This is a genomic window from Cohaesibacter celericrescens, assembly GCF_002866925.1.
Taxonomy (GTDB): domain Bacteria; phylum Pseudomonadota; class Alphaproteobacteria; order Rhizobiales; family Cohaesibacteraceae; genus Cohaesibacter; species Cohaesibacter celericrescens.
In genome coordinates this window covers 56,655-76,770 of sequence record NZ_PKUQ01000031.1, presented here as the reverse complement: position 1 = coordinate 76,770, position 20,116 = coordinate 56,655, and the positions used below count along the sequence as shown (strand labels likewise).

16 protein-coding genes are annotated in these 20,116 nt (G+C 51.6%); 4 read left to right on the top strand and 12 right to left on the bottom strand.

The features are described 5' to 3' along the window. Window positions 1-252: 252 nt before the first annotated feature. The gene (locus tag C0081_RS14650) at window positions 253-2,523 is read right to left on the bottom strand and encodes an ATP-binding protein (protein WP_101534587.1); all 2,271 of its coding nucleotides are present in this window, start codon (window positions 2,521-2,523) and stop codon (window positions 253-255) included. A 180-nt stretch (window positions 2,524-2,703) separates the two neighbouring features. On the opposite strand from C0081_RS14650, the gene C0081_RS14645 reads away from it, so the two are divergent. Next, window positions 2,704-3,678: a quinone oxidoreductase family protein gene (locus C0081_RS14645; RefSeq protein ID WP_101534905.1), complete on the top strand. Its 975-nt coding sequence runs from the start codon at window positions 2,704-2,706 to the stop codon at window positions 3,676-3,678. A gap of 245 nt (window positions 3,679-3,923) precedes the next feature. On the opposite strand, the gene rsgA is transcribed toward C0081_RS14645, so the two are convergent. The 10 genes from rsgA to C0081_RS14590 form a co-directional block, all read right to left on the bottom strand. Next, window positions 3,924-5,018 (bottom strand): ribosome small subunit-dependent GTPase A, encoded by a 1,095-nt coding sequence (rsgA, locus tag C0081_RS14640; RefSeq protein ID WP_101534586.1) that lies wholly within the window; start codon window positions 5,016-5,018, stop codon window positions 3,924-3,926. Between the two features lie 261 nt (window positions 5,019-5,279). Next, the gene (gyrB, locus tag C0081_RS14635; RefSeq protein WP_101534585.1) at window positions 5,280-7,712 is read right to left on the bottom strand and encodes a DNA topoisomerase (ATP-hydrolyzing) subunit B; all 2,433 of its coding nucleotides are present in this window, start codon (window positions 7,710-7,712) and stop codon (window positions 5,280-5,282) included. Between the two features lie 165 nt (window positions 7,713-7,877). Next, on the bottom strand, window positions 7,878-8,312 hold the full coding sequence (locus C0081_RS14630) for a c-type cytochrome (RefSeq protein WP_101534584.1): 435 nt from the start codon (window positions 8,310-8,312) through the stop codon (window positions 7,878-7,880). Window positions 8,313-8,315: 3 nt separating this feature from the next. Then, the gene (gene recF, locus C0081_RS14625) at window positions 8,316-9,524 is read right to left on the bottom strand and encodes a DNA replication/repair protein RecF (protein ID WP_101534583.1); all 1,209 of its coding nucleotides are present in this window, start codon (window positions 9,522-9,524) and stop codon (window positions 8,316-8,318) included. 70 nt (window positions 9,525-9,594) lie between these two features. Further along, window positions 9,595-10,713, bottom strand: coding sequence for a DNA polymerase III subunit beta (gene dnaN / locus C0081_RS14620; RefSeq protein WP_101534582.1), 1,119 nt, complete (start codon window positions 10,711-10,713; stop codon window positions 9,595-9,597). 209 nt (window positions 10,714-10,922) lie between these two features. Beyond that, window positions 10,923-12,398: a chromosomal replication initiator protein DnaA gene (dnaA, locus tag C0081_RS14615; protein WP_101534904.1), complete on the bottom strand. Its 1,476-nt coding sequence runs from the start codon at window positions 12,396-12,398 to the stop codon at window positions 10,923-10,925. 204 nt (window positions 12,399-12,602) lie between these two features. Further along, window positions 12,603-13,043, bottom strand: coding sequence for a rhodanese-like domain-containing protein (locus C0081_RS14610; protein ID WP_101534903.1), 441 nt, complete (start codon window positions 13,041-13,043; stop codon window positions 12,603-12,605). 709 nt (window positions 13,044-13,752) lie between these two features. Beyond that, window positions 13,753-14,019 (bottom strand): 30S ribosomal protein S20, encoded by a 267-nt coding sequence (gene rpsT, locus C0081_RS14605; protein ID WP_101534581.1) that lies wholly within the window; start codon window positions 14,017-14,019, stop codon window positions 13,753-13,755. A gap of 397 nt (window positions 14,020-14,416) precedes the next feature. Continuing rightward, window positions 14,417-15,190: an enoyl-CoA hydratase gene (locus C0081_RS14595; RefSeq protein WP_101534579.1), complete on the bottom strand. Its 774-nt coding sequence runs from the start codon at window positions 15,188-15,190 to the stop codon at window positions 14,417-14,419. 139 nt (window positions 15,191-15,329) lie between these two features. After that, window positions 15,330-16,328, bottom strand: coding sequence for a pyrimidine 5'-nucleotidase (locus C0081_RS14590; protein ID WP_245417959.1), 999 nt, complete (start codon window positions 16,326-16,328; stop codon window positions 15,330-15,332). Between the two features lie 55 nt (window positions 16,329-16,383). On the opposite strand from C0081_RS14590, the gene C0081_RS14585 reads away from it, so the two are divergent. Then, window positions 16,384-17,868, top strand: coding sequence for an ATP-binding protein (locus tag C0081_RS14585; protein ID WP_101534578.1), 1,485 nt, complete (start codon window positions 16,384-16,386; stop codon window positions 17,866-17,868). An 82-nt stretch (window positions 17,869-17,950) separates the two neighbouring features. Here the strand turns inward: C0081_RS14585 and C0081_RS14580 are convergent, their stop codons facing one another. Continuing rightward, entirely contained in the window at window positions 17,951-18,610 is a 660-nt protein-coding gene (locus C0081_RS14580) for a peroxiredoxin (RefSeq protein ID WP_101534577.1), read from the bottom strand. Between the two features lie 116 nt (window positions 18,611-18,726). Here C0081_RS14580 and C0081_RS14575 point away from each other — a divergent pair, with 116 nt between their 5' ends. Next, the gene (locus C0081_RS14575) at window positions 18,727-19,635 is read left to right on the top strand and encodes a LysR substrate-binding domain-containing protein (protein WP_101534576.1); all 909 of its coding nucleotides are present in this window, start codon (window positions 18,727-18,729) and stop codon (window positions 19,633-19,635) included. Window positions 19,636-19,669: 34 nt separating this feature from the next. Further along, entirely contained in the window at window positions 19,670-20,110 is a 441-nt protein-coding gene (locus tag C0081_RS14570) for an MmcQ/YjbR family DNA-binding protein (RefSeq protein WP_101534575.1), read from the top strand. The last annotated feature ends 6 nt before the right edge of the window (window positions 20,111-20,116 follow it).

Here is a 20,116-nt window from a genome sequence, read left to right as displayed (position 1 = left end):
TTTAAATGAGGTGTTCCAGCGTGCGCCCGCTGTTTATACAATTTTGGCCTGTTCCTGATCTTGTCGCAAGCCATAAGATGAAACTGTGGCGGTCTTCAGATCCAATCGGCGATCATTTGAGCCAACAATCAAGTGGTTTAAGTGTCAATACACCACTGAACTTGCTTTTTATTTATCGATATTCAGCAGGCTAGAGACCAAATGTCGTTGTTCAAAGGAGCGATAGCTTCCTATTTGTACAGATTTATGACGTTACTTGGTCTTACGAAGAGTTTCCTCGATAATATTCACCAAGCTCTGTGGTTCGACCGGTTTGACAATGAAGGCGCTGAACCCATGATCAAGACAAGATTGCCTCGTTTCTTCCAGAGCATCCGCAGTAAAAGCAAGTTTGGGCACCATCCGTTGCAGGCTGGTGTCAAGCTGTTCCAATGCATCGAATAAGGTCATGCCATCCATATCCGGCATATGAAGATCCAGCAGCGCAAGATCAAATGCAGGGCCGGTTTCATACAGCGCCAAGGCCTCGGTGCCAGATTGTGCCAGACTGACATCCATGCCGGCTTTTAGTAGGACTTTGCGGGCAAGAAGCGCGTTGATTTCATTGTCCTCGACCAAAAGAATGCGCTTTGCATCATGACGTTCGGTTTCAAGGATTGGGGATATTGCAACAACGGGAGTGGCCGCATGCATCTTTTCATTAAGCACCGTCTGATCGAGAGCAACCGAATCATCGGCTGATCTGCCTGAGGGGTGACCCAAGAGCGCCAAACGCAAGGACGCTTGCCGCATGGGTTTGACCAGATAGGCACTGATGCCACAATCGCGCATCTGCGCAATCACATGCCGCTCTCCCGGCTCCAGAAGAATGATGCGGCTCTGGGGAAGGGGGCGTGTGAGGCTGCCGCCACGAAAGGGATCGAAGCCGGCAATGATTTTGGCAGCCTTATCCGGATTTGCACCATTGATGAGCAGGTGGTCAGGGGCGATCGCTTGCCCAACTTCCTGCCACTGCGCCAAGGTATAGGCTCGGAACTCAATGCTCCAGTCTTGGCAATACGAATAAAGGGCGCGCCGATCTGCTTCCGTCAGATCGATACCAACCAGCATGTCACCGATTGATGCCTGACTGTCTCCAGTCAATGCCTCTATACCTTTATTTTCCTCATTAATCCAAGACGCGGACAATTCAAGCGTGAAGGTTGATCCTTTGCCTTCAACGCTCGACAATAGAATGTCACCATTCATCATTCTTGCCAGACGACGGGAAATAGCAAGCCCCAGTCCCGTGCCTTCATGGTGGCGGGTTCTGGTGGTATCGGCTTGTTCAAACTCTTCGAAAAGCAGGTCCTGTAAATCATCGGCAATGCCCGGCCCTGTATCCCGAACAGACAGCAAAATAGTAGCCATTTCCCCATCCTCGGGCGCAGACTTGCAATCTAGGGACAGATTGATCGCGCCAGTTTGGGTGAATTTAATCGCATTTCCCAAGAGATTGACCAGTATTTGGCGCACGCGCACAGCATCAATCAGCAATTTGGCTGGCACGTCTTGCCCAATCCAAGAGGCAACGGACAGTCCCTTTTCCTGTGCGTCAGGAGCCAGTAGTTCAACCACATCCTCCATCAGACGTGCCGGAGATGCCCATTCATGGCTCAGGGTGAACTTGCCCGCTTCGATGCGCGACAGATCAAGCACATCATTGACCAACGCCAAAAGGGCTGTACTTGACTGACGCAAGGCTTGGCTGTAACTGCCTTGTTCGGCCGTCAATTGTGTGGATTCCAGCAAAGTAGCCATGCCGATAATGCCATTTAGCGGTGTGCGCATTTCATGAGAAATGGTCGCAAGAAAACGGGATTTGGCCTTGCTTGCTGCCTCGACCTTTTTGAACGCGGTAATGTCGCGCGCGATGAGCAACCGTAAGCCTTTGTCTTTTTGTGTCGACCTCATCAGGGTTTCTGTCCAGCGGAACCAGCGAGGTCCTTGCAGGGTGTCGATTTGGCGTTCCCACATGGGGTCGGTGCCAACATTGACGGGGTCCAGTGTCTCCCCATCGATACATCCGGCATCTGGCAGAAAGGGGGTCCCGATTTGGCTGGCATCAAAATACATGTCAAAAGCACTGTTGGCGTAGTGCACGCTGCCGTCATCACTCAAATGTAAAATGATGTCCCCTTGCCGGTTGAGCAAGGCTCTGTATTTTTGTTCGGCCTCTCTTAGTTCCCAATTCTGATCCTGCAAATTCTCGCATGCATGATCCAATCGCCGCAGTTGAGACCGCATGGCATCCATCTTGTCCAGCTGTGGCGTGGGATTTGAAACAGAACGAATGAGCCCCGTCGCCAACAAAAGGCCAGCAAAAGCCCAAGCCAAGGCACCGAGCCAAATCCATAGCCCGGACAGCGTCAGCGCAAAGGCACCTGTCGCCAATGCCAAAAAACCGGCAGACATAATCAACGGCAACGAACGTGAAGATCGCTTTTTGTGTTTGGGCGCAGTGTTAAAATCGGGCTTTGGCATAGCTTGGTCCGGCTGTTGCGATTGTTTCTTTTAACACGAGGCCGTCACCAAATTCTTTCCAATGAACAACTGATACCAAGATAGTAAATGCGGCCCCGGTAAGGCATTGCAATTTGCTGCATTTGGCCTAACTTGGATTTCCGCTCTGAAACAGTAACGATGGAGAAACCAATGAGCAAAATGACCCGCATCGAAATCGAAGCCCATGGTGGCCCGGAAAATATGAAACTGGTCGAGCGGGACATTCCTGATTTGCTTGCCGGGCAAGTTCTGGTTCGGCACGAGGCCATCGGCGTAAACTTTATTGACACATACATGCGCACGGGCCTGTATCCCTTGCCATCGTTCCCCTCAGGGCTGGGTGGTGAAGCCGCTGGCATTGTCGAAGCCATCGGTGAGGGCGTGGATCATATGGCTGTTGGTGACAGGGTTGCCTATTGCTCAGGGCCAATTGGTGCCTACGCGTCCCACAATGTCGTATCCGCTGATACTCTGATTCTCTTGCCCACCAGTATTTCAGCCAAAAAAGCGGCGGCATCCATGCTCAAGGGGCTTACGGTGCAATATCTCATTCGCCAGATCTATCCGGTTCAAGCGGGCGAAACCGTTTTGTTCCACGCTGCGGCAGGGGGAGTTGGATCCATTGCCGTGCAATGGCTCAAGGCGCTTGGCGCGACGGTCATCGGCACTGTCGGGTCAGAAGAAAAAGCTGATCTGGTGCGCAACTTGGGCTGTGATCATGTCATCAATTATCGTACCGAGTCGGTTCCGGAACGAGTTTTGGAAATCACCGGTGGTGCAAAAGTCCCGGTTGTCTTTGATGGAGTAGGCAAGGATACTTTTGAAGGCAGTCTTGATTGCTTACGCCAACGGGGTTTGATGATCAGTTTTGGCAATGCGTCAGGCCCAGTGGAGGGTGTCAACCTGGGCATTTTAGCGGCCAAAGGGTCTTTGATGGTCACCCGCCCCACTCTCGCACATTTTGTTGCGACACGTGAGGCCTTGGAGAATGCGAGCAATGATTTTTTTGCTGTCATGTCCTCTGGAGGCGTTAAAATTGGAGCACCGATTGAGTATGCCTTGGCAGATGCTGCCCAAGCGCATATTGATCTTTCTGGACGCAAGACCACAGGGTCCTTGGTTTTGATACCCTAAAATTCCCGTGATCGCTTCACACAAAAAGCGTTGCTTCAAGTCATGCCGATGAAAATACTTAAGTAACGAGTTGCTTTGCTCTGTTCCAATGCCTGCTTCGTGACATAATGGAGATGCTCGATACTAAACAGTTAGGTTTGACTTGGGGACGATCGAGGGAGGAGCTTGTTGCTCTCCCTCTTATTGCTCGTTTTAAAATGGGTGCAATCAGCACCCTTTTCTTAAAGACGCTCAAGCTCTTTATGTCAGTCGTCCCGATCGCGGCCCTTTAATTTGTCCGCTTCCTTGGTGGCACTTTTGATCATTTTTCCAAACTCTCGCGCGCGCCGGCGGCTCACAGCAATTGTTTGAGAATTGCGATTGTCTTCCGTTTGTAATTTCCGCCAACGTTCGAGGCGTAGCGGGTCTAGATTGCCCTTTTTGATGGCGGCTTGGACAGCACATTTCGGTTCCGAAACGTGCTTGCAATCATTGAACTTACACTGTTTTGCGAGATCAACAATGTCATCGAACACTTGTTCGATACCGGTGCTTTTTTCATGCAAACGCAAGGCACGAATGCCGGGCGTATCAACCAGCCAAGCCCCGTGAACAGTTTGATGCAGTGACCGGAAGGTGGTTGTATGCCGTCCTTTGGAATCGCCCTCGCGAATGCTCTTGGTTGCATCGTCACGACCTGCCAATGCATTCAGCAACGTGGTTTTCCCTACACCTGATGAGCCAACCATCGCAACGGTTTGCCCTTTGCCGCACCAAGGGATCAATTGGGATACGACGTCTGGGTCCTTGGCATTTAGTCCTAGTACCTCTAGGTCACCCATCAACTCTTTTGCCTGATCCACAAACTGTTCAGCGTCTTCACAGAGATCAATTTTGGTCAACAGGATGACGGGTATGACCTCCGCGTCTTTGGCAAGCGCCAAAAAACGCTCTAGACGAGCTAGATTAAAATCATCGTTGCATGAGGACACAATGAACAGAACGTCTACATTGGTAGCCATGATCTGTTCAGAAACATCTGAGCCAGCAGCGCGTCGTTTCAACACGCTTTTGGGTGTTAACCGTTTGACGATTTGGTCGGTGTGGTCTGCCATCACCCAGTCACCAACGCCATAATTCGAGGTTGGAACTTTGTGCGGCGTGCGAAGCGGTCGTGAACCATTTTCACCCATTCCAATCACGATTGAGCGTTGAATCTCAAAAATGCGATAGGGTGTTAGGGTTTCAAGGTCCTCAATATCGAGTTGGTTGGAAAAATAGGGTGTAAAGCCTAGAGTGGACAGGGTCCAGCCCGTTTTGGTTTCAGGTGCTTTACCCAAAAAATCTTCAAAAGATGTCATTGACTTGCCTTTAGAAGGCAAGAAACTTTCGGTGCAAACCTTTCGGCAAGACCGGATGATCCAGGCACTCTTAACATCTAGCTAGATGTCGGTGGCCTGGAGGGTCACTATGACATTCATAAAATTCCCCCTTTGGCTTGCTTGGCAGTCGGTCCTCTACCAAAACAAATTGCTTCGGTTAAGGCCTGCACAGATAGGCAAGTGAATTGTTTATTGGGGCCTACTATACAGCTCTGGCCCCAATTTGTCATGTCGGTCTTACTACACGTCCAGATTAGCGACGTTCAAAGCGTTGTCTTGAATAAAATTGCGCCGCGGCTCGACGTCATCACCCATCAATTTGGAGAAAATGTCATCCGCATCATCAGCTTCTTGAACGCGAACTTGCAACAGAGTACGGGCTTCAGGATCCAGTGTGGTTTCCCAAAGTTGCTCGGCGTTCATTTCGCCCAGCCCTTTATAGCGCTGCATCGAAATGCCTTTGCGACCCAACTCATACACCTGATCCAAAAGAGCACTTGGTCCGTGAATGACATATTCTTTTTCGCGCCGACGCATGATGGTGCCTTTGTCAAACCCATCTCTTAACTCGCCACCCAGTCTGTTCAATTTGATGGCATCCGCTGAGTGTAACAATGCAATATCAAGCAAGGCCACTTCTCTCACGCCGCGCACTTCACGTTCAAACAGAAAGCTACCGTCATCTTGCACTTTGCCTGTCCAGCCGCGCTCGGTTTCCTCTGCGATCCGATCCAAACGGCGCGCCACACGGGCTAGTGCCTCGGCTTGTGCGTCAGCACTGTCGTCCATCAAGGTTCGATCAAACAATCCGCTGATTGCAGCTTGTTCAACCACCGAACGGGTGTAACGCGAATGCAAACCGTCTAGACTGGCCGCGAAATTGCGGGCTTCATCCAGCAGGGCCCGCAAATCGGGTCCGGCACGTTCGGAACCGGCACCGGTTGCCAAAACGGCTTCATCTATGCCTGCATCGATCAAATAATCTTCAAAGGCGCGTTCGTCTTTCAAATATTGCTCTGATTGGCCGCGTTTGACTTTATAGAGCGGCGGCTGGGCGATATACAAATACCCAGATTCGACCAATTCTGGCATTTGCCGGAAAAAGAAGGTCAACAACAAGGTCCGGATGTGAGCGCCGTCGACGTCAGCATCGGTCATGATGATGATTTTATGATAACGCAGTTTCTCGGCGTTGAATTCTTCCTTGCCGATGCCGGTCCCCAGAGCGGTGATCAGCGTGCCAATCTCTTGGCTCGATAGCATCTTGTCAAAACGGGCGCGTTCCACATTAAGGATTTTACCGCGCAATGGCAAAATGGCTTGATTGGAGCGAGAGCGGCCCTGTTTTGCAGATCCGCCGGCTGAGTCCCCTTCCACAAGGAACAATTCTGACTTGGCAGGATCACGTTCCTGACAGTCAGCCAATTTCCCGGGCAGCGAAGCAATATCCAGCGCACCTTTGCGTCGGGTCAGCTCACGAGCTTTGCGTGCGGCTTCGCGGGCTGCAGCAGCTTCCACCACTTTGGACACGATCACCTTGCCCTCGGCCGGGTTTTCTTCCAGCCATTCTTTGAGAGCAGTGTTGACCAGATTCTCCACCACGGGTCGCACTTCGCTTGAGACCAATTTATCTTTGGTCTGGGACGAGAACTTGGGATCCGGCACTTTAACCGACAGCACGCAAGTCAGGCCTTCGCGGCAATCATCGCCACTTGGATTGACTTTCTCACGTTTCAGCAGCCCCGAGCTTTCGGCATAACCAGTGACCTGACGGGTCAACGCCGCGCGGAAACCGGCCAAATGGGTGCCGCCATCGCGTTGAGGGATATTGTTGGTAAAGCACAGCACATTTTCATGATAGCTATCATTCCACCAAAGCGCGGCTTCGACGGTGATGCCATCTTTTTCGGCAATCAGAGAAACGGGCTTTTCGATCATCGGTTTTTTGGCGCGATCCAGCCACGTAACAAAGGCTTCCAAGCCGCCGTCATACAGCAATTCTGTTGTAACCGGATCGGCGCTGCGCAGATCGGTCAACAATATGCGGACACCGGAATTAAGAAAGGCCAGCTCACGCAGGCGATGCTCGAGCGTTGCAAACTTAAATTCGATGTGGGTGAATGTTTCGGGGCTGGGCAGAAATGTAACCTCGGTGCCCTTTTTGCCGTTTGCGTCGCCAAGTGTCTTGAGAGGAGAGACCGCTTCACCGTGTGCAAACTCGATCTCATGTTCTTTGCCTTGCCGCCAGATGCGCAATTTGAGCGAGGTCGATAGCGCATTTACCACCGAAACGCCAACGCCGTGCAAACCGCCAGAAACCTTATAGCTATTTTGGTCGAATTTACCACCCGCATGCAACTGCGTCATGATCACTTCGGCTGCAGAAACACCCTCTTCGGTATGTATATCCGTCGGTATGCCACGTCCGTTATCCGTGACAGTGACAGAGCCATCAGCATTGAGCGTTACCGTGACCAGATCAGCGTGACCTGCCAAGGCTTCATCGATGGCGTTGTCCACCACCTCATAAACCATGTGATGCAGGCCCGACCCATCGTCGGTATCCCCGATATACATGCCCGGGCGTTTGCGAACGGCATCCAGGCCTTTTAGGACTTTAATGGAGTCGGCGCCATACTCTGCGCCTGCGGCAATGTCATCGGTATCGCTCATGCGAATCAGTCATCCTTAATCTGCGGCTAACCACACACTTATACGCGGTTTTTCAATGCATTCAACCACGCCTAGGTGACAAGTCGGGCTATCTGCGTCCGTATTGTGGAGAGTTTGAGAAAAGCCCTCTGGATGCGCAAAATTGTGCCCTAAATAGCACGAAAATCAACGAATTTCCGCGTCAGTTTGTTGGGCGCGGACATAGGCGAGAATTTGCGCAACCTGAACTTGGCTAAGCTCCTTGAGAGGCTTCATCTCACCAAAGTGCCAAAGGCGCTCGGGGGCGCCATAATGAACGGCTTGGGCAAAGGCCTGATCGGATAACTCCGATGCACCATAGGAGCGATGGACAAGGGGAGGGCCAAAGCTGGTTCCTCGCCCATGAACCCCGTGGCAACTGAGACAATTACCGATATAGAGTTTCATGCCGTCGCGCCGAATTTGTGCACTATCAAGGCCACGTTTGAGCACATTATCGTCACTGCCCCCAATCTTGCCCCCGTTGGAAAGCAGCAACAACAAGGACGAAATAGACAGAACCAAAATAAGCACGCTATTTTTCGATTTCGCGAATCGGATTTTGCGATTCGATCTGGCCATGCCCTATCCCTTTTCTGCTGACGCGATTGCCGTTATCATGCCATTGTCCACGTGAAACCGCTCTGCGCGCGCTTGTAGCGGTGCAAAAACAGCATCATCAGTGCCGGTGACCCATGCCTGGCAGCCAAGCCGATCCAACAAATCGAACAGCCCAAGCCTGCGGCTTTCATCCAAATGTGCCGCAACTTCATCCAGCAGCACCAAAGGGGTTCGTTCGCGCCGTTCGGATACCAAATGGGCATGCGCGAGCACAATTCCGAGCAACAAGGCTTTTTGCTCGCCGGTTGAGCATTTTGACGCTGGCATGTTTTTGGGCGCATGTCGGACAATGAGGTCGGACCGATGGGGGCCTTCTAATGTACGACCTGCTGCCCGGTCCCGGCGGCGCATCTGTACCAACACACTGCGATAATGTTCTTCACTCTCCACCGCAGGGCGCACAAACGCCTCTTTCTCCAACATTCCATCAAGATCGAGCAGTGCGTTGGGGAAAGCGGATGTGCCTGCCTCGCCATGGAGAATAGCCAAAGACCGATTGAGCAGTGAAACCATTTCTGCTCGCGCTGTCGCAATGGCCGAGCCATACTCTGCCATTTGCGCTTCGATGCCATCCAGCCATACCGCTTCTTGAGGGGCGTCTTCCAACAGACGATTACGCTGGCGCATGGCTTTTTCAAAAGCATTGACCCGTGTGCCATGGCTTTTGTCGATGGCTAGAACCATGCGATCCAACCATTTGCGGCGCTCCGAGGCGGCACCGGTGAACATGCTGTCCATCATCGGAGTAAGCCAAAGAACCGCGATATGATCAGATAGGCTTTCTGCTGATTTCGCAGAGGCCCCATTGATGCGGATGCGCCGCTGTAGCGTGCCGTCAGGGCCCGGTTGCAGCCCTGTGCCGAGCTTCACGTCGCCATAGGGGGTGTCGAGATTGACCGAAACGGCCCAGGCGCCGGTTGCGCCCTCGCGGGCAATCTCTGGATAGGCAACCCGCCTCAAGCCTCGACCCGGGGAGAGAAAGGAGATAGCCTCCAGCAAATTGGTCTTGCCAGATCCATTGGCCCCTGTCAGCACAACATGGCGTCCGGACAAGGGCAGGGTGAGCGAGGTATAATTGCGGAAATCTGATAGAGAGACGGACGAAACCGAGACCTTGTCGACCGGATGAGCAACATCCTGCGCGGTCGGTGCCGGGTGGTCTGCCTCAGTCATGAAAGCCGTCGTCCTGTCATTGAGTCAAAAAGGGCGCATGATGCGCCCTTCTTTCGGATATGTGTTCGGCCTAAACCCGCATCGGCATCAAGACATAAAGCGTATTGATATCGCCTTCGTCCTGAATGAGTGTCGGTGAGCCGGAATCAGCCAAGCGGAACAAGGCGCTATCGCTTTCCAATTGATTTGTGATGTCGAGCAAATAGCGTGCATTGAAGCCGATTTCCATTCCTTCAGCATCATACTCAACGGCCAGCTCATCAGTCGCAGTGCCCGAATCGGGGTTCGACACGGACAGCACAAGGCGACCCTGCTCAAGGCTCAATTTAACCGCCCGCCCGCGTTCGTTGGAGACGGTAGAAACACGATCAACAGCTTGAGCAAATAGGCTATTTTCCACTTTCATGATTTTATCATTGCCCTTGGGAATGACTTTCTCATAGTCGGGGAAGGTGCCGTCAATCAACTTGGAGGTCAGCACAACCGGGCCGATTGTCAGGCGAATTTTGGTCTCGGACAATTCCACAGCGATGTTGGCTTCTGGATCTTCAATCAGCTTTTGCACTTCGGACACGGTTTTACGTGGCACGATTACACCGGGCATGCCGGAAGCGCCTTCTGGTGCGGCCAATTGTGCCTGCGCCAGGCGATGACCGTCTGTAGCAACGGCGCGCAAAGTGGACTGCCCATCCAGCTCCAGACTATGCACATAAATACCGTTGAGATAATAACGGGTCTCTTCAGTTGAGATGGCAAACTGGGTGTGATCGATCAGGCGTTTGAGATCCATCGCCGGAATCGAAAATCGATGGGTAAATTCGCCCGCTGTGATATCGGGGAAGTCGGTAACCGGCAAAATCTGTAAGGTGAAACGGGATCTGCCCGCAACAATCGCCATAGACGTCTGGTCTTCGTTGGTCTCCAACGTGACTTCAGACCCGTCCGGCAATTTGCGGACAATGTCATAAAGCATATGAGCCGGAACTGTGGTCGCGCCGCCGACTTCGACCATCGCGGGTGCGGTTTCCAATACTTCCAAGTCTAGATCGGTGGCTTTGAAAACCAGATCGCCACCTTCTGCTCGCAGCATAATGTTCGACAGGATCGGAATGGTGTTGCGCCGTTCGACGACCCGGTGGACATGGTTCAGCGACTTCAAAAGGGTTGCCCGCTCGAGAGTGACTTTCATATCCCAGATTTCCCTACTTCTTTACAAATAATACGCGTGCCCTAGCCAAGACCTTCAAGGGGCGGGGCTGCAACTTTGCCCCGAAAGGGTCCATATGGCAAGGGGATCGTGCCAAATCTGGCTCGATCCCCTCATTTTTCTTTTGGTATTAGCGGGACTTGTTTTCAGGCAGCGCTGAAGCGCAAACCATTTTTCAAGCAGGCAGGTGCCTAATCGGAAATGTTCCGTTTCAACATTTCAATTTCCTGCTGCAATGTATTATCGGATGATGCCAACTCTTCAATCTTGCGCACCGCGTGCAATACCGTGGTGTGATCCCTGCCGCCAAAGCGACGACCGATTTCAGGCAACGAGCGTGGTGTCAGCATTTTCGCCAAATACATAGCGATTTGACGCGGCCGAACGATGGTCCTTGTCCGGCGCGAGGAAAGCAGGTCTGAGCGCGAGACATTATAATGCTTGGACACAACGCGCTGAATGTCTTCAATACGAATGCGGCGCGGTTCTTTGGAGCGGATCAAATCTTTCAGTGCCTGCTCGGCCATTTCAATCGAAATGGGAGCGCCGGTCAGCTGATTATGCGCCATCAGACGGTTGAACGCCCCATCAAGATCACGTCCATTGGAGCGGATAATACCGGCTACATGGTCAAGCACCAGCTCGGGAATCGCAAGGTTTGGATCCCGACGTGAGGCTTGAGACGCGCGATCGGCAAGAATCGAACGACGCAATTCTTTTTCAAGAGGCTGTAATTCGCTCACCAAACCACCAGCCAAGCGCGAACGCACGCGCTCATCGAGACTTTCCAGTTCAACAGGAGGACGGTCAGCTGCGACAACCACCTGGCGGGCGCCATCAATCAGGCTGTTGAGCGTGTGACAGAATTCCTGCTGAATGGATTTGCCTTGCAGGAATTGCAAGTCGTCAATCAACAGGATGTCAATATCGCGTAATGTGTCTTTGAAATCGAGGGCCGACTGGCTCTTAAGTGCCTGCACAAAGCTGTACATGAAGCGCTCAGCGGTCAAATACAGGACTTTAGCCGTGGAGTTGGATTTTTTTGCTTCCCAAGCAATTGCTTGCAACAAATGGGTTTTGCCCAAACCGACCGAAGCATGAAGAAACAAAGGATTGAAGGAAACAGGCTGTCCTGGCTGTGCCATGGCGACCTGCTTGGCTGCAGCGTGCGCAAGCGTGTTGGATTGACCGATCACGAAGGTATCAAAGGTCAGACGCGGATCAAGCGGAGAACCGCCAAGGTGATCATGGTCCTGTCCCATGGACATGGAGGACTGATGCCTTGTAAAGCCACCTTCCTTGCCAGCCGCATTGGCGGCTTGTGCTTGTGGCTTATTTTGAACCGGTTTAGGGCGAACAGCACCACGCACATAGAGATCGATGCGGCGCACTTGCTCGCATTCCTCACGCCAAAGCGCCATCAACAGTTCCCCGTAATGGGACTGGATCCAAGATTTTAGAAAGCGGGTCGAGACTGACAGAATGATCAAGCCATTCTGTTCATCTTCTAAATCAACGCCCGCAAACCAGCTGGAATAAACGTCTTCGCCCAGTTCTGTCCGCAACCGTTTTTTTACACGATCCCATTCTTCTTTGCCCACTTTCACTAGAGGCTCCTCTTTTGGGGAGTCAGCCCCGGGAAAAGTTTGATGAGCCGCCGAACCCATCTCCAAATTAGCATTTCCCTTTGTGGCCGTCTGCTGCATTGTCATTATTTTTCTAGCCTAAGCCTAATAGCTGCATAACACAGCTTATTCCTTGATAAGTCGCAATGTCGGCGAGATCTTTTCTCGCTCTCTTCAATGTGACCAAGTTGCATCTTCTAACCCAAGCTGCCTCATTCGGCAATTGAGATTCTCAAAATTGTCGCTCTAGAACTGTCGCCAAGGCAAGCCTGCCTGCTTCCAACCGTTGCAATGCCCCCGTTGCAACTTGGAATCCATATCTCCTTCAAAGCCAGAAGCGATATTGTAACACGGCCCCTGCCAGCTTTTGGTTATCTCAATAGCCGCATGCAGGGATCGAACCCCAGATCGGCAAAGGAAAAACAAAGGTGCGTCAGGCAAAATATTGCGTTCGTCGAGCTCTTTCTTCAGCCGCTCCCCAAAGTCGGCATTGACCTGCATCGCAGGGTAGGAAAGCCATTCAACCAGAATGACGTCTCTCGCTGGATCTTCGAACATCGGTACGCCGACGTAAGACCATTCAGCATGTGTCCGTACATCGATGAGCACGGCATTGGGATTCTGCGTCAAAAGATGCCAAGCCTCGAGCACCTCTTTATCGCCTGCATAGGAATCCGGATCGGTCAAAGACAAACACTCCCACAAGGCGGACCCAAAAAGCACACCCTTTCAAAGAGATTAAACACATGTTGTATATGGGCAGCGGATGCACGAATGCCGAAGCGATCCATGCATAAAGTCAACAAAGCCCGAACATAACGACTGACCCCTTGCTGCCCACAAGTCACGTTCACCCAACTATGCATCGGGTTTGGTGATAAAATCAGTCTACTCGATTAGGTTGCCCCTGTTTGTTTTGAAAGCGCACATAGAGCGTCTTTCATGGATTGGCAGCAACCGTTTTCTTCGCAGTGGAAGTGACCATACACAGCCTGTGAAAAGCGTGCAAGAAGACCAAAGCCAGATTCTTTGACTCTGGTGCCACAAATAAATTTCTGCACTTTTTTTACTATGATCTTGACGGGGCTTATCTCCTTGCGACTCCTCAGATTCTGTCAGCAAGATGTCATGTTCAGTCACAGAAAATTGGATTCAATTTTTTTTCACGTCCAACCATCTTGACCGGCCAAGAATCGCTTTCCACAACGTCTTAAAAGTTATCCACCTTTTAAGACGTTGAAATGATTCAACAATTCATGTCTAGATCAAAGAGTGAACATTGGCAATGTGGAGGCGTACTTCCCCTTAAGGAAAGTTACAGTTTTATGACACTTAAATTTGGTCACAAAAAAGCCCGGCTAAAAAACCGGGCTTTCGTGATGCAAAATATCACAAATCAAGCAGCGATTGCTTTCACGCGCTTGGACAGGCGAGAAATCTTGCGAGAAGCGGTGTTCTTATGGAAGACGCCTTTAGAAACCGCAGTCATCATTTCCGACTGGGCTTTGCGCAGAGCTTCTGCAGCAACAGCTTGATCACCAGCAACAATTGCTTCTTCAACGACGCGAATGGTGTTGCGTACACGGGTACGACGCGCTTTGTTGACAGCTGTCTTGCGAACCATTTTACGGGCCGCTTTTTTGGCGGAGGTGGTATTGGCCATTGAGCCTATCCTTATCTATCCATGCGGAACCATCATGGTCCGCTCACGCCGCTACATCACAACAGCCCTCAAATCTGAACAGGCCAAGAAGGACGAGCAGCAAAACCTGACAAAACGGAGTTGCGTTTTGCTTTTCTCATCATGCGACACACTGCTCAAAATGCCCAAAACAAAAGCATGGAAACTCAAGCGACTGTGTCGACAGCAAAAGGCGGCACCATCTGGGCCGCCTGTTAATGGGGGCTTATAGTCAAACTTTGGCCAAGCGTCAATAGACCTAAGCCTATTGGCCCCGCCACACCAATAAAGCGGCTTAGTTGCTTTATATAATGCTAAATTGGCAGTGATATTTCAAGCAAGGCGCACCTTGGCGCGCCCTGTGTTGGCAAATCTGCTGTCATTTATTGCTAAACTGGGCTGTGCGCTTTTCAACAAAAGCAGCCATACCCTCTTTTTGGTCGTCGGTGGCAAACATCGAATGGAACAGGCGTCGCTCAAACAACAGCCCTTCTTTGAGCGTGGTTTCATAAGACCGATTGACGCTTTCTTTGGTCATCATGACAATCGGCAAAGAGAAGTCTGCGATCTTTTTGGCAGTTTTCATCGCCTCATCGATCAGATCTTCGGCCGGAATAATGCGTGAAACCAAGCCGCTGCGTTCGGCCTCTTCGGCATCCATCATGCGACCGGTCAAGCACATCTCCATGGCTTTGGATTTGCCGACAAAACGGGTCAGACGTTGAGACCCTCCGGCGCCGGGCATCACGCCCAAGGTGATCTCCGGTTGGCCGAATTTGGCCGTGTCTGCTGCCAGAATAAAATCGCACATCATGGCAAGCTCGCAGCCCCCACCCAGCGCGTAGCCAGCAACGGCGGCTATCACCGGTTTGCGGCATTGCGCCACGCGATCCCATGGGGTGATAAAATCACCCAGATAGGCATCCATATAGCTCAGAGAAGACATTTCCTTAATGTCGGCACCGGCAGCAAAGGCTTTCTCTGAACCGGTGATGACAATGGCCCCGATTTTTTCATCGGCTTCAAACCCGTCGAGAGCTTTGGAAACTTCCGCAATCAGTGTTGACGAAAGAGCGTTGAGCGCTTTGGGGCGGTTGAGTGTTATCAGTCCGACCCCATCGCGGCTATCCACGATGATTGTATCATAAGCCATCAAGACCTCCTGGTGGCACCATAAAAGACATTTCAGCCTCTATGGCTAGCCGAGGCCCCGCTGCTGCGCAAGCCTTTAGCATGACAGGCGGGGATGAAATACGCCTTATTGATGGGGTCCAGCCTCGGCAATCACAGCTTTATTCACTATTGGGAAGGGCCGTTTGAGGTGGGCATGTTGCGCAGGCTTCCATTTGGGGCTGCCTGCCAATGGCGTGCAGCATATCTTTTAGGAACCCACCGATATCTTCGGTTACATAGCCAACATGAGGGGATTCGGCACCCTTTGCTTCCCAACTGTCATGGAAGACCTCGCGCGTGCGGTTGGGAACAACCAGAACTGTTTTCATGCCCATATCATGCGGAACTTTGAGATTGCGCGCCAAATCTTCAAACATCGCAGTGCGTTTGGGGTTGATGCCGGTATGCGCCAGCAATTTTTCATAGGGCGCTCTGTTTGGCTTTGGGTCGAGACCGGCCCAGACGATATCAAAAATATCGTCAAACAAATCCGTAATGCCTAGATGCTTGGCGACTTTCATCGCGTGATCATTGGTACCGTTGGTATATATGTAGCGCTTACCGGGTAGGGCACAGATAGCCTGAGCCAGTTGCGGATCTGGCTTGACCCCGCTGTGATCAATATCATGCACATATTCCAGAAATTCATCTGGTTGAATGTTATGCTCGATCATCAGGCCCCGCAATGTGGTGCCATGCTGTTTATAATAACCCTTGCGGAGTATGGTTGCTTCTTCTTCTGGAATGTCCAGCAAACGCGACACATAAGCACTCATCTTCACCTCCATCTGCTTGAACAGATCGATGTGACGTGGATAGAGCGTATTGTCGAGATCGAAGATCCAGTTATCAATCTCAGAAAAGCTGACAAGCGAATTGTTGCCATATGGCAATTCGGTCTGCATGTAGGTTCCGTTCTTATATTGTTTTGTTTGTTTTGGCTCATGTTGGCATGCAACACCAAGTGGCAGGGCAAGAAAGATGTCATACAAATATGAAAAAACCATGTCCGACGGCAAAGCCGCTGGGCGAGGTAGCTTGAAAGGCGCCTTGCCCGATAGGTCTTGCCAACGCTCACCTGCCATCGCATACATAGGAACAGGATAGGAATAGACCAAGGTCAGAGTGCTGAAATACTTTTGACTGGGGCAATCAAACGGAAGGCAGCCCTGAATGTATGAGGATAGGCAGAGCAAGGAACCCAACGGGGTAATCGAGACACCCCAATCCACAGCCGATGCGAAAAGCAAAGCCACGCACCCGTCCTTTGGCCTGTCGTCAAAGTTGCTCTTGCTGACTGTTTTGTTTGTCATGCTCAGTGAGGTGCTGATCTTTGTGCCCTCTATTTCGAAATTTCGAGCTGACTGGCTGAGCCGCAAACTCGAACTGGCCGAAGTGGCAGCCCTCATCTACACCAAATCGTCCAACGATCTGATGGATGAAGCGCTGGAGGATGAATTGCTCGAGCGCCTTGCGGTGCAAACCTTGGCGCTGCGGACCGAGGGCAGCCGGAGGTTGCTGGCTATGGTCGACATGCCCGGTCAAATCGCCCGCGATGACGACATTCGTGCTATGAGCCCCAGCCAATCAATCATGGCTGCTTTCGATACGTTGCTTTGGGGAGAGGGGCGAACCATTCGCGTGGTGGGTCAATCGCAAAACGATCTCGGCGTGATCGAATTGGTATTTGAAGAAACCCCGTTGCGTCAGGCGATGGTTTCTTTCTCGGTCAATATTTTGCTGCTGTCTATCGTTATTTCCGCTATCACTGCAGGTCTGGTTTATCTCTCTTTGCGCGCTTTGCTCGTTCGTCCAATCCTGCGATTGTTGCATAATATGGCGGGATTTACGTCCAATCCCGAGGATGCAAGTGCGGTGATCAAACCATCTGGTCGACGCGATGAAATCGGGATGACCGAAGAGCAGCTTTCGGTGATGGAAATGATTCTCGCCAAAACCCTGCAAAAACAGCGCCGGTTGGCAGACCTAGGCTTGGCGGTGTCCAAGATCAACCATGATTTGCGCAATATCCTTGCCTCAGCCCAGTTGTTTTCGGATCGCTTGTCCATGTTGGAAGATCCAACAGTGCAAAGGGTGGTGCCCAAAATTATGGGTGCGTTGGATCGAGCTGTCGATTATTCCAGCGCGGTCCTTTCCTATGGCAAGGCGCAGGAAGCTCCTCCACAAAAGCGACTGTTGATGCTGCATCAATTGGGTGATGAAGTCAGCGATTTTCTTGATCTGGGTGATGGGTCGCAAGTAAGCTTCATCAACCAGATTCCTGATCAGCTCGAGGTCTATGCCGATCCGGGCCAGCTCTTTCGTGTTTTGATGAATCTGTGTCGCAACGCGGTTCAGGTGATGCAAAATGAGACCGAAGATGCCGTGATTCGCCGTTTGGAACTGACCGCCAGCAACAACAAGACCGAGACAGTTATTGGCATTTCAGATACAGGGCCCGGCGTGCCTAAAATGGCCAAAGAAGCGTTATTCATGCCGTTCCAAGGCTCGGTTCGCCAGGGTGGCACCGGCTTGGGGCTAGCTATTTCCGCCGAACTGGTCCGCGCCCACGGTGGCTCCATCTGCTTGCTTGATCGCGCTCCCGGCGCCCATTTTGAAATCCGCATACCCAAAGGCAATGCGTTGAGCATCGAGTAAGTTGCCAAACACGCAAAGGTCCTTAAAGCCAAAAGGCACGGCAAATGTGCAGTGCCTTTTGTTTGTAGTGGCTGACGGTGCGTTAAAGTTCCTTGCGGGAAAAATACCAGTCAATCGTCTCATATCCTTCAGACGCGCGGCTTTCAGCGGCTTCTGTTGTGGCAGGGGGGGGGACGATCACCTTGTCACCGGGTTGCCATGCTTCTGGAGTCGCGACACCGTTGGCGTCTGATGTTTGCAGGGCTTTGATCAACCGTAAAAACTCATCAATCGAACGGCCATTGGACATGGGGTAATAGACCATTGCCCGCAAAATGCCCTTCGGATCGATCACAAAGGTTGCCCGAACCGCCGATGTGTCTGACGCACCGGGCTGGATCATGCCATAAGCGTTGGCAACTTCCATGGACAGATCGGCAATGATCGGAAACTTGATATCGACGCCAAAATTATCTTTGATTGATCGTATCCATGCAATATGGGCATAGTGGCTATCGATGGACAGGCCGAGCAGCTCAGTGTTGAGCGACTTGAATTCTTCCTGTCGTTTGGCAAAGGCCATAAATTCAGTGGTGCAGACCGGCGTGAAATCGGCGGGATGCGAGAATAAGATGAGCCATTTTCCTTCATAATCTCTCAGGCTCTTTTGACCTGCAGTCGTGGGTGCGCAAAATTCAGGGGCACGCTGGTTCAGGCGCGGGAAAGCCTGGGCTGCAACGGGAGCGGAAACACTATCTGTCATCTTGGATCTCCATAGAAATTGACATGGTTAAATCAGTTGACGGCACCCTAGCAGCGCGATAATAATTGGTAAAATGAGTTATTTTTGAGATAATAATCGAAAAAAGCGATTAGAAGATGAGTCCATCCCTCCGCCAATTGACCTTTCTGGTTGCTCTTGCTGACGAGTTGCATTTCAGCAATGCGGCAAAGCGCTGCAACGTCACCCAATCCACCTTGAGCGCCGGTCTCAAAGAGCTGGAAACCATCCTCGGTGTGTCATTGGCCGAGCGTTCCAAGCGGACGGTGATCATGACCCCGCTGGGCAAAAAAATTGTAGAACGAGCACGCCATCTGCTTGCGGATGCAAACGAACTGGTGCAATTGGCCGCACAAGCTTCCGAGCCGATGTCCGGCGACTTACATATGGGTGTTATTCCCACTGTAGGCCCCTTTTTGTTGCCCCGCCTGCGGCCGATGCTCAAAGAGCAGTTCCCGAACTTGCGCCTGTTTTTGCGAGAGGAACTGACCGACCAGCTGATTGATGGTCTGCGCACGGGCCGATTGGATGTTGCTTTGATTGCATTGCCTCACGATACCGGAGAGCTGGAGGCCCTTGAACTGTTCGAGGATGGCTATCACCTCGTGGTGCCAATGGGGCATCCTTTGGCGAACCAGTCCCAGACAGATGGGCAGGGGTTGAAAGGACAGCCGTTGATGTTGCTCGAAAAAGGTCATTGCCTACAGCAACATGCCTTGTCTGCTTTTCCCGGTCTGATCGGCAAAAATGATGACTTTGATGCGACCAGCCTGCCGACGCTTTTGGGCATGGTGGAAGAAGGGCTGGGCTCGACACTTATCCCCGATCTGGCGATCGATGCCGGGCTCACTCATGGCCACAAGGTGGTCGAAATAGCGTTGCCAAAGTCGTTACCAAGGAAAATTGCGCTTGTTTGGCGTAAATCGTCCGCGCGCAAAGAAGATCTGTTGGTGCTGGCTGAGTATTTGGGCAAGGCACGGCAAAATCTGGCAGACCTTGCCCAGTAGTCCTGAGAATTTAGGTAAAAAGGAGCCACGCCATATGACTCGCGAACAATTTGATTCCTATTGCGGCGGCATGAAAGCCACCACCAACGTCATCCAATGGGGCAATGCCTCGGTCTGGAAGATCGGTGGCAAGATTTTTGCCATTTGTTCCAACTGGGGTGACGGGAAAGAAGGTCCAGAAGATCAACTGGAAGGCCGCTCAGAAAACCAATCAAAAAACGCATCAATTGGAAGCGAGCCGGAGGTCCACACCCCGCGTATCAGCTTCAAATGCTCTGATCTGGCCTATGAGCTGTTGCCCGAGCAACATGGCATTATCCCTGCTCCCTATCTGGCTCGCGCTAAATGGGTACAGATCAACAACCCTAACGCCATGAGCGAACAAGACCTTAAACTCCACCTTGATGCTGCCTATGAGATTATCGCCAAAAAACTAACCAAAAAGGTGAGAGCCGAATTGGGTGTGAAGATTTGAGGGAAA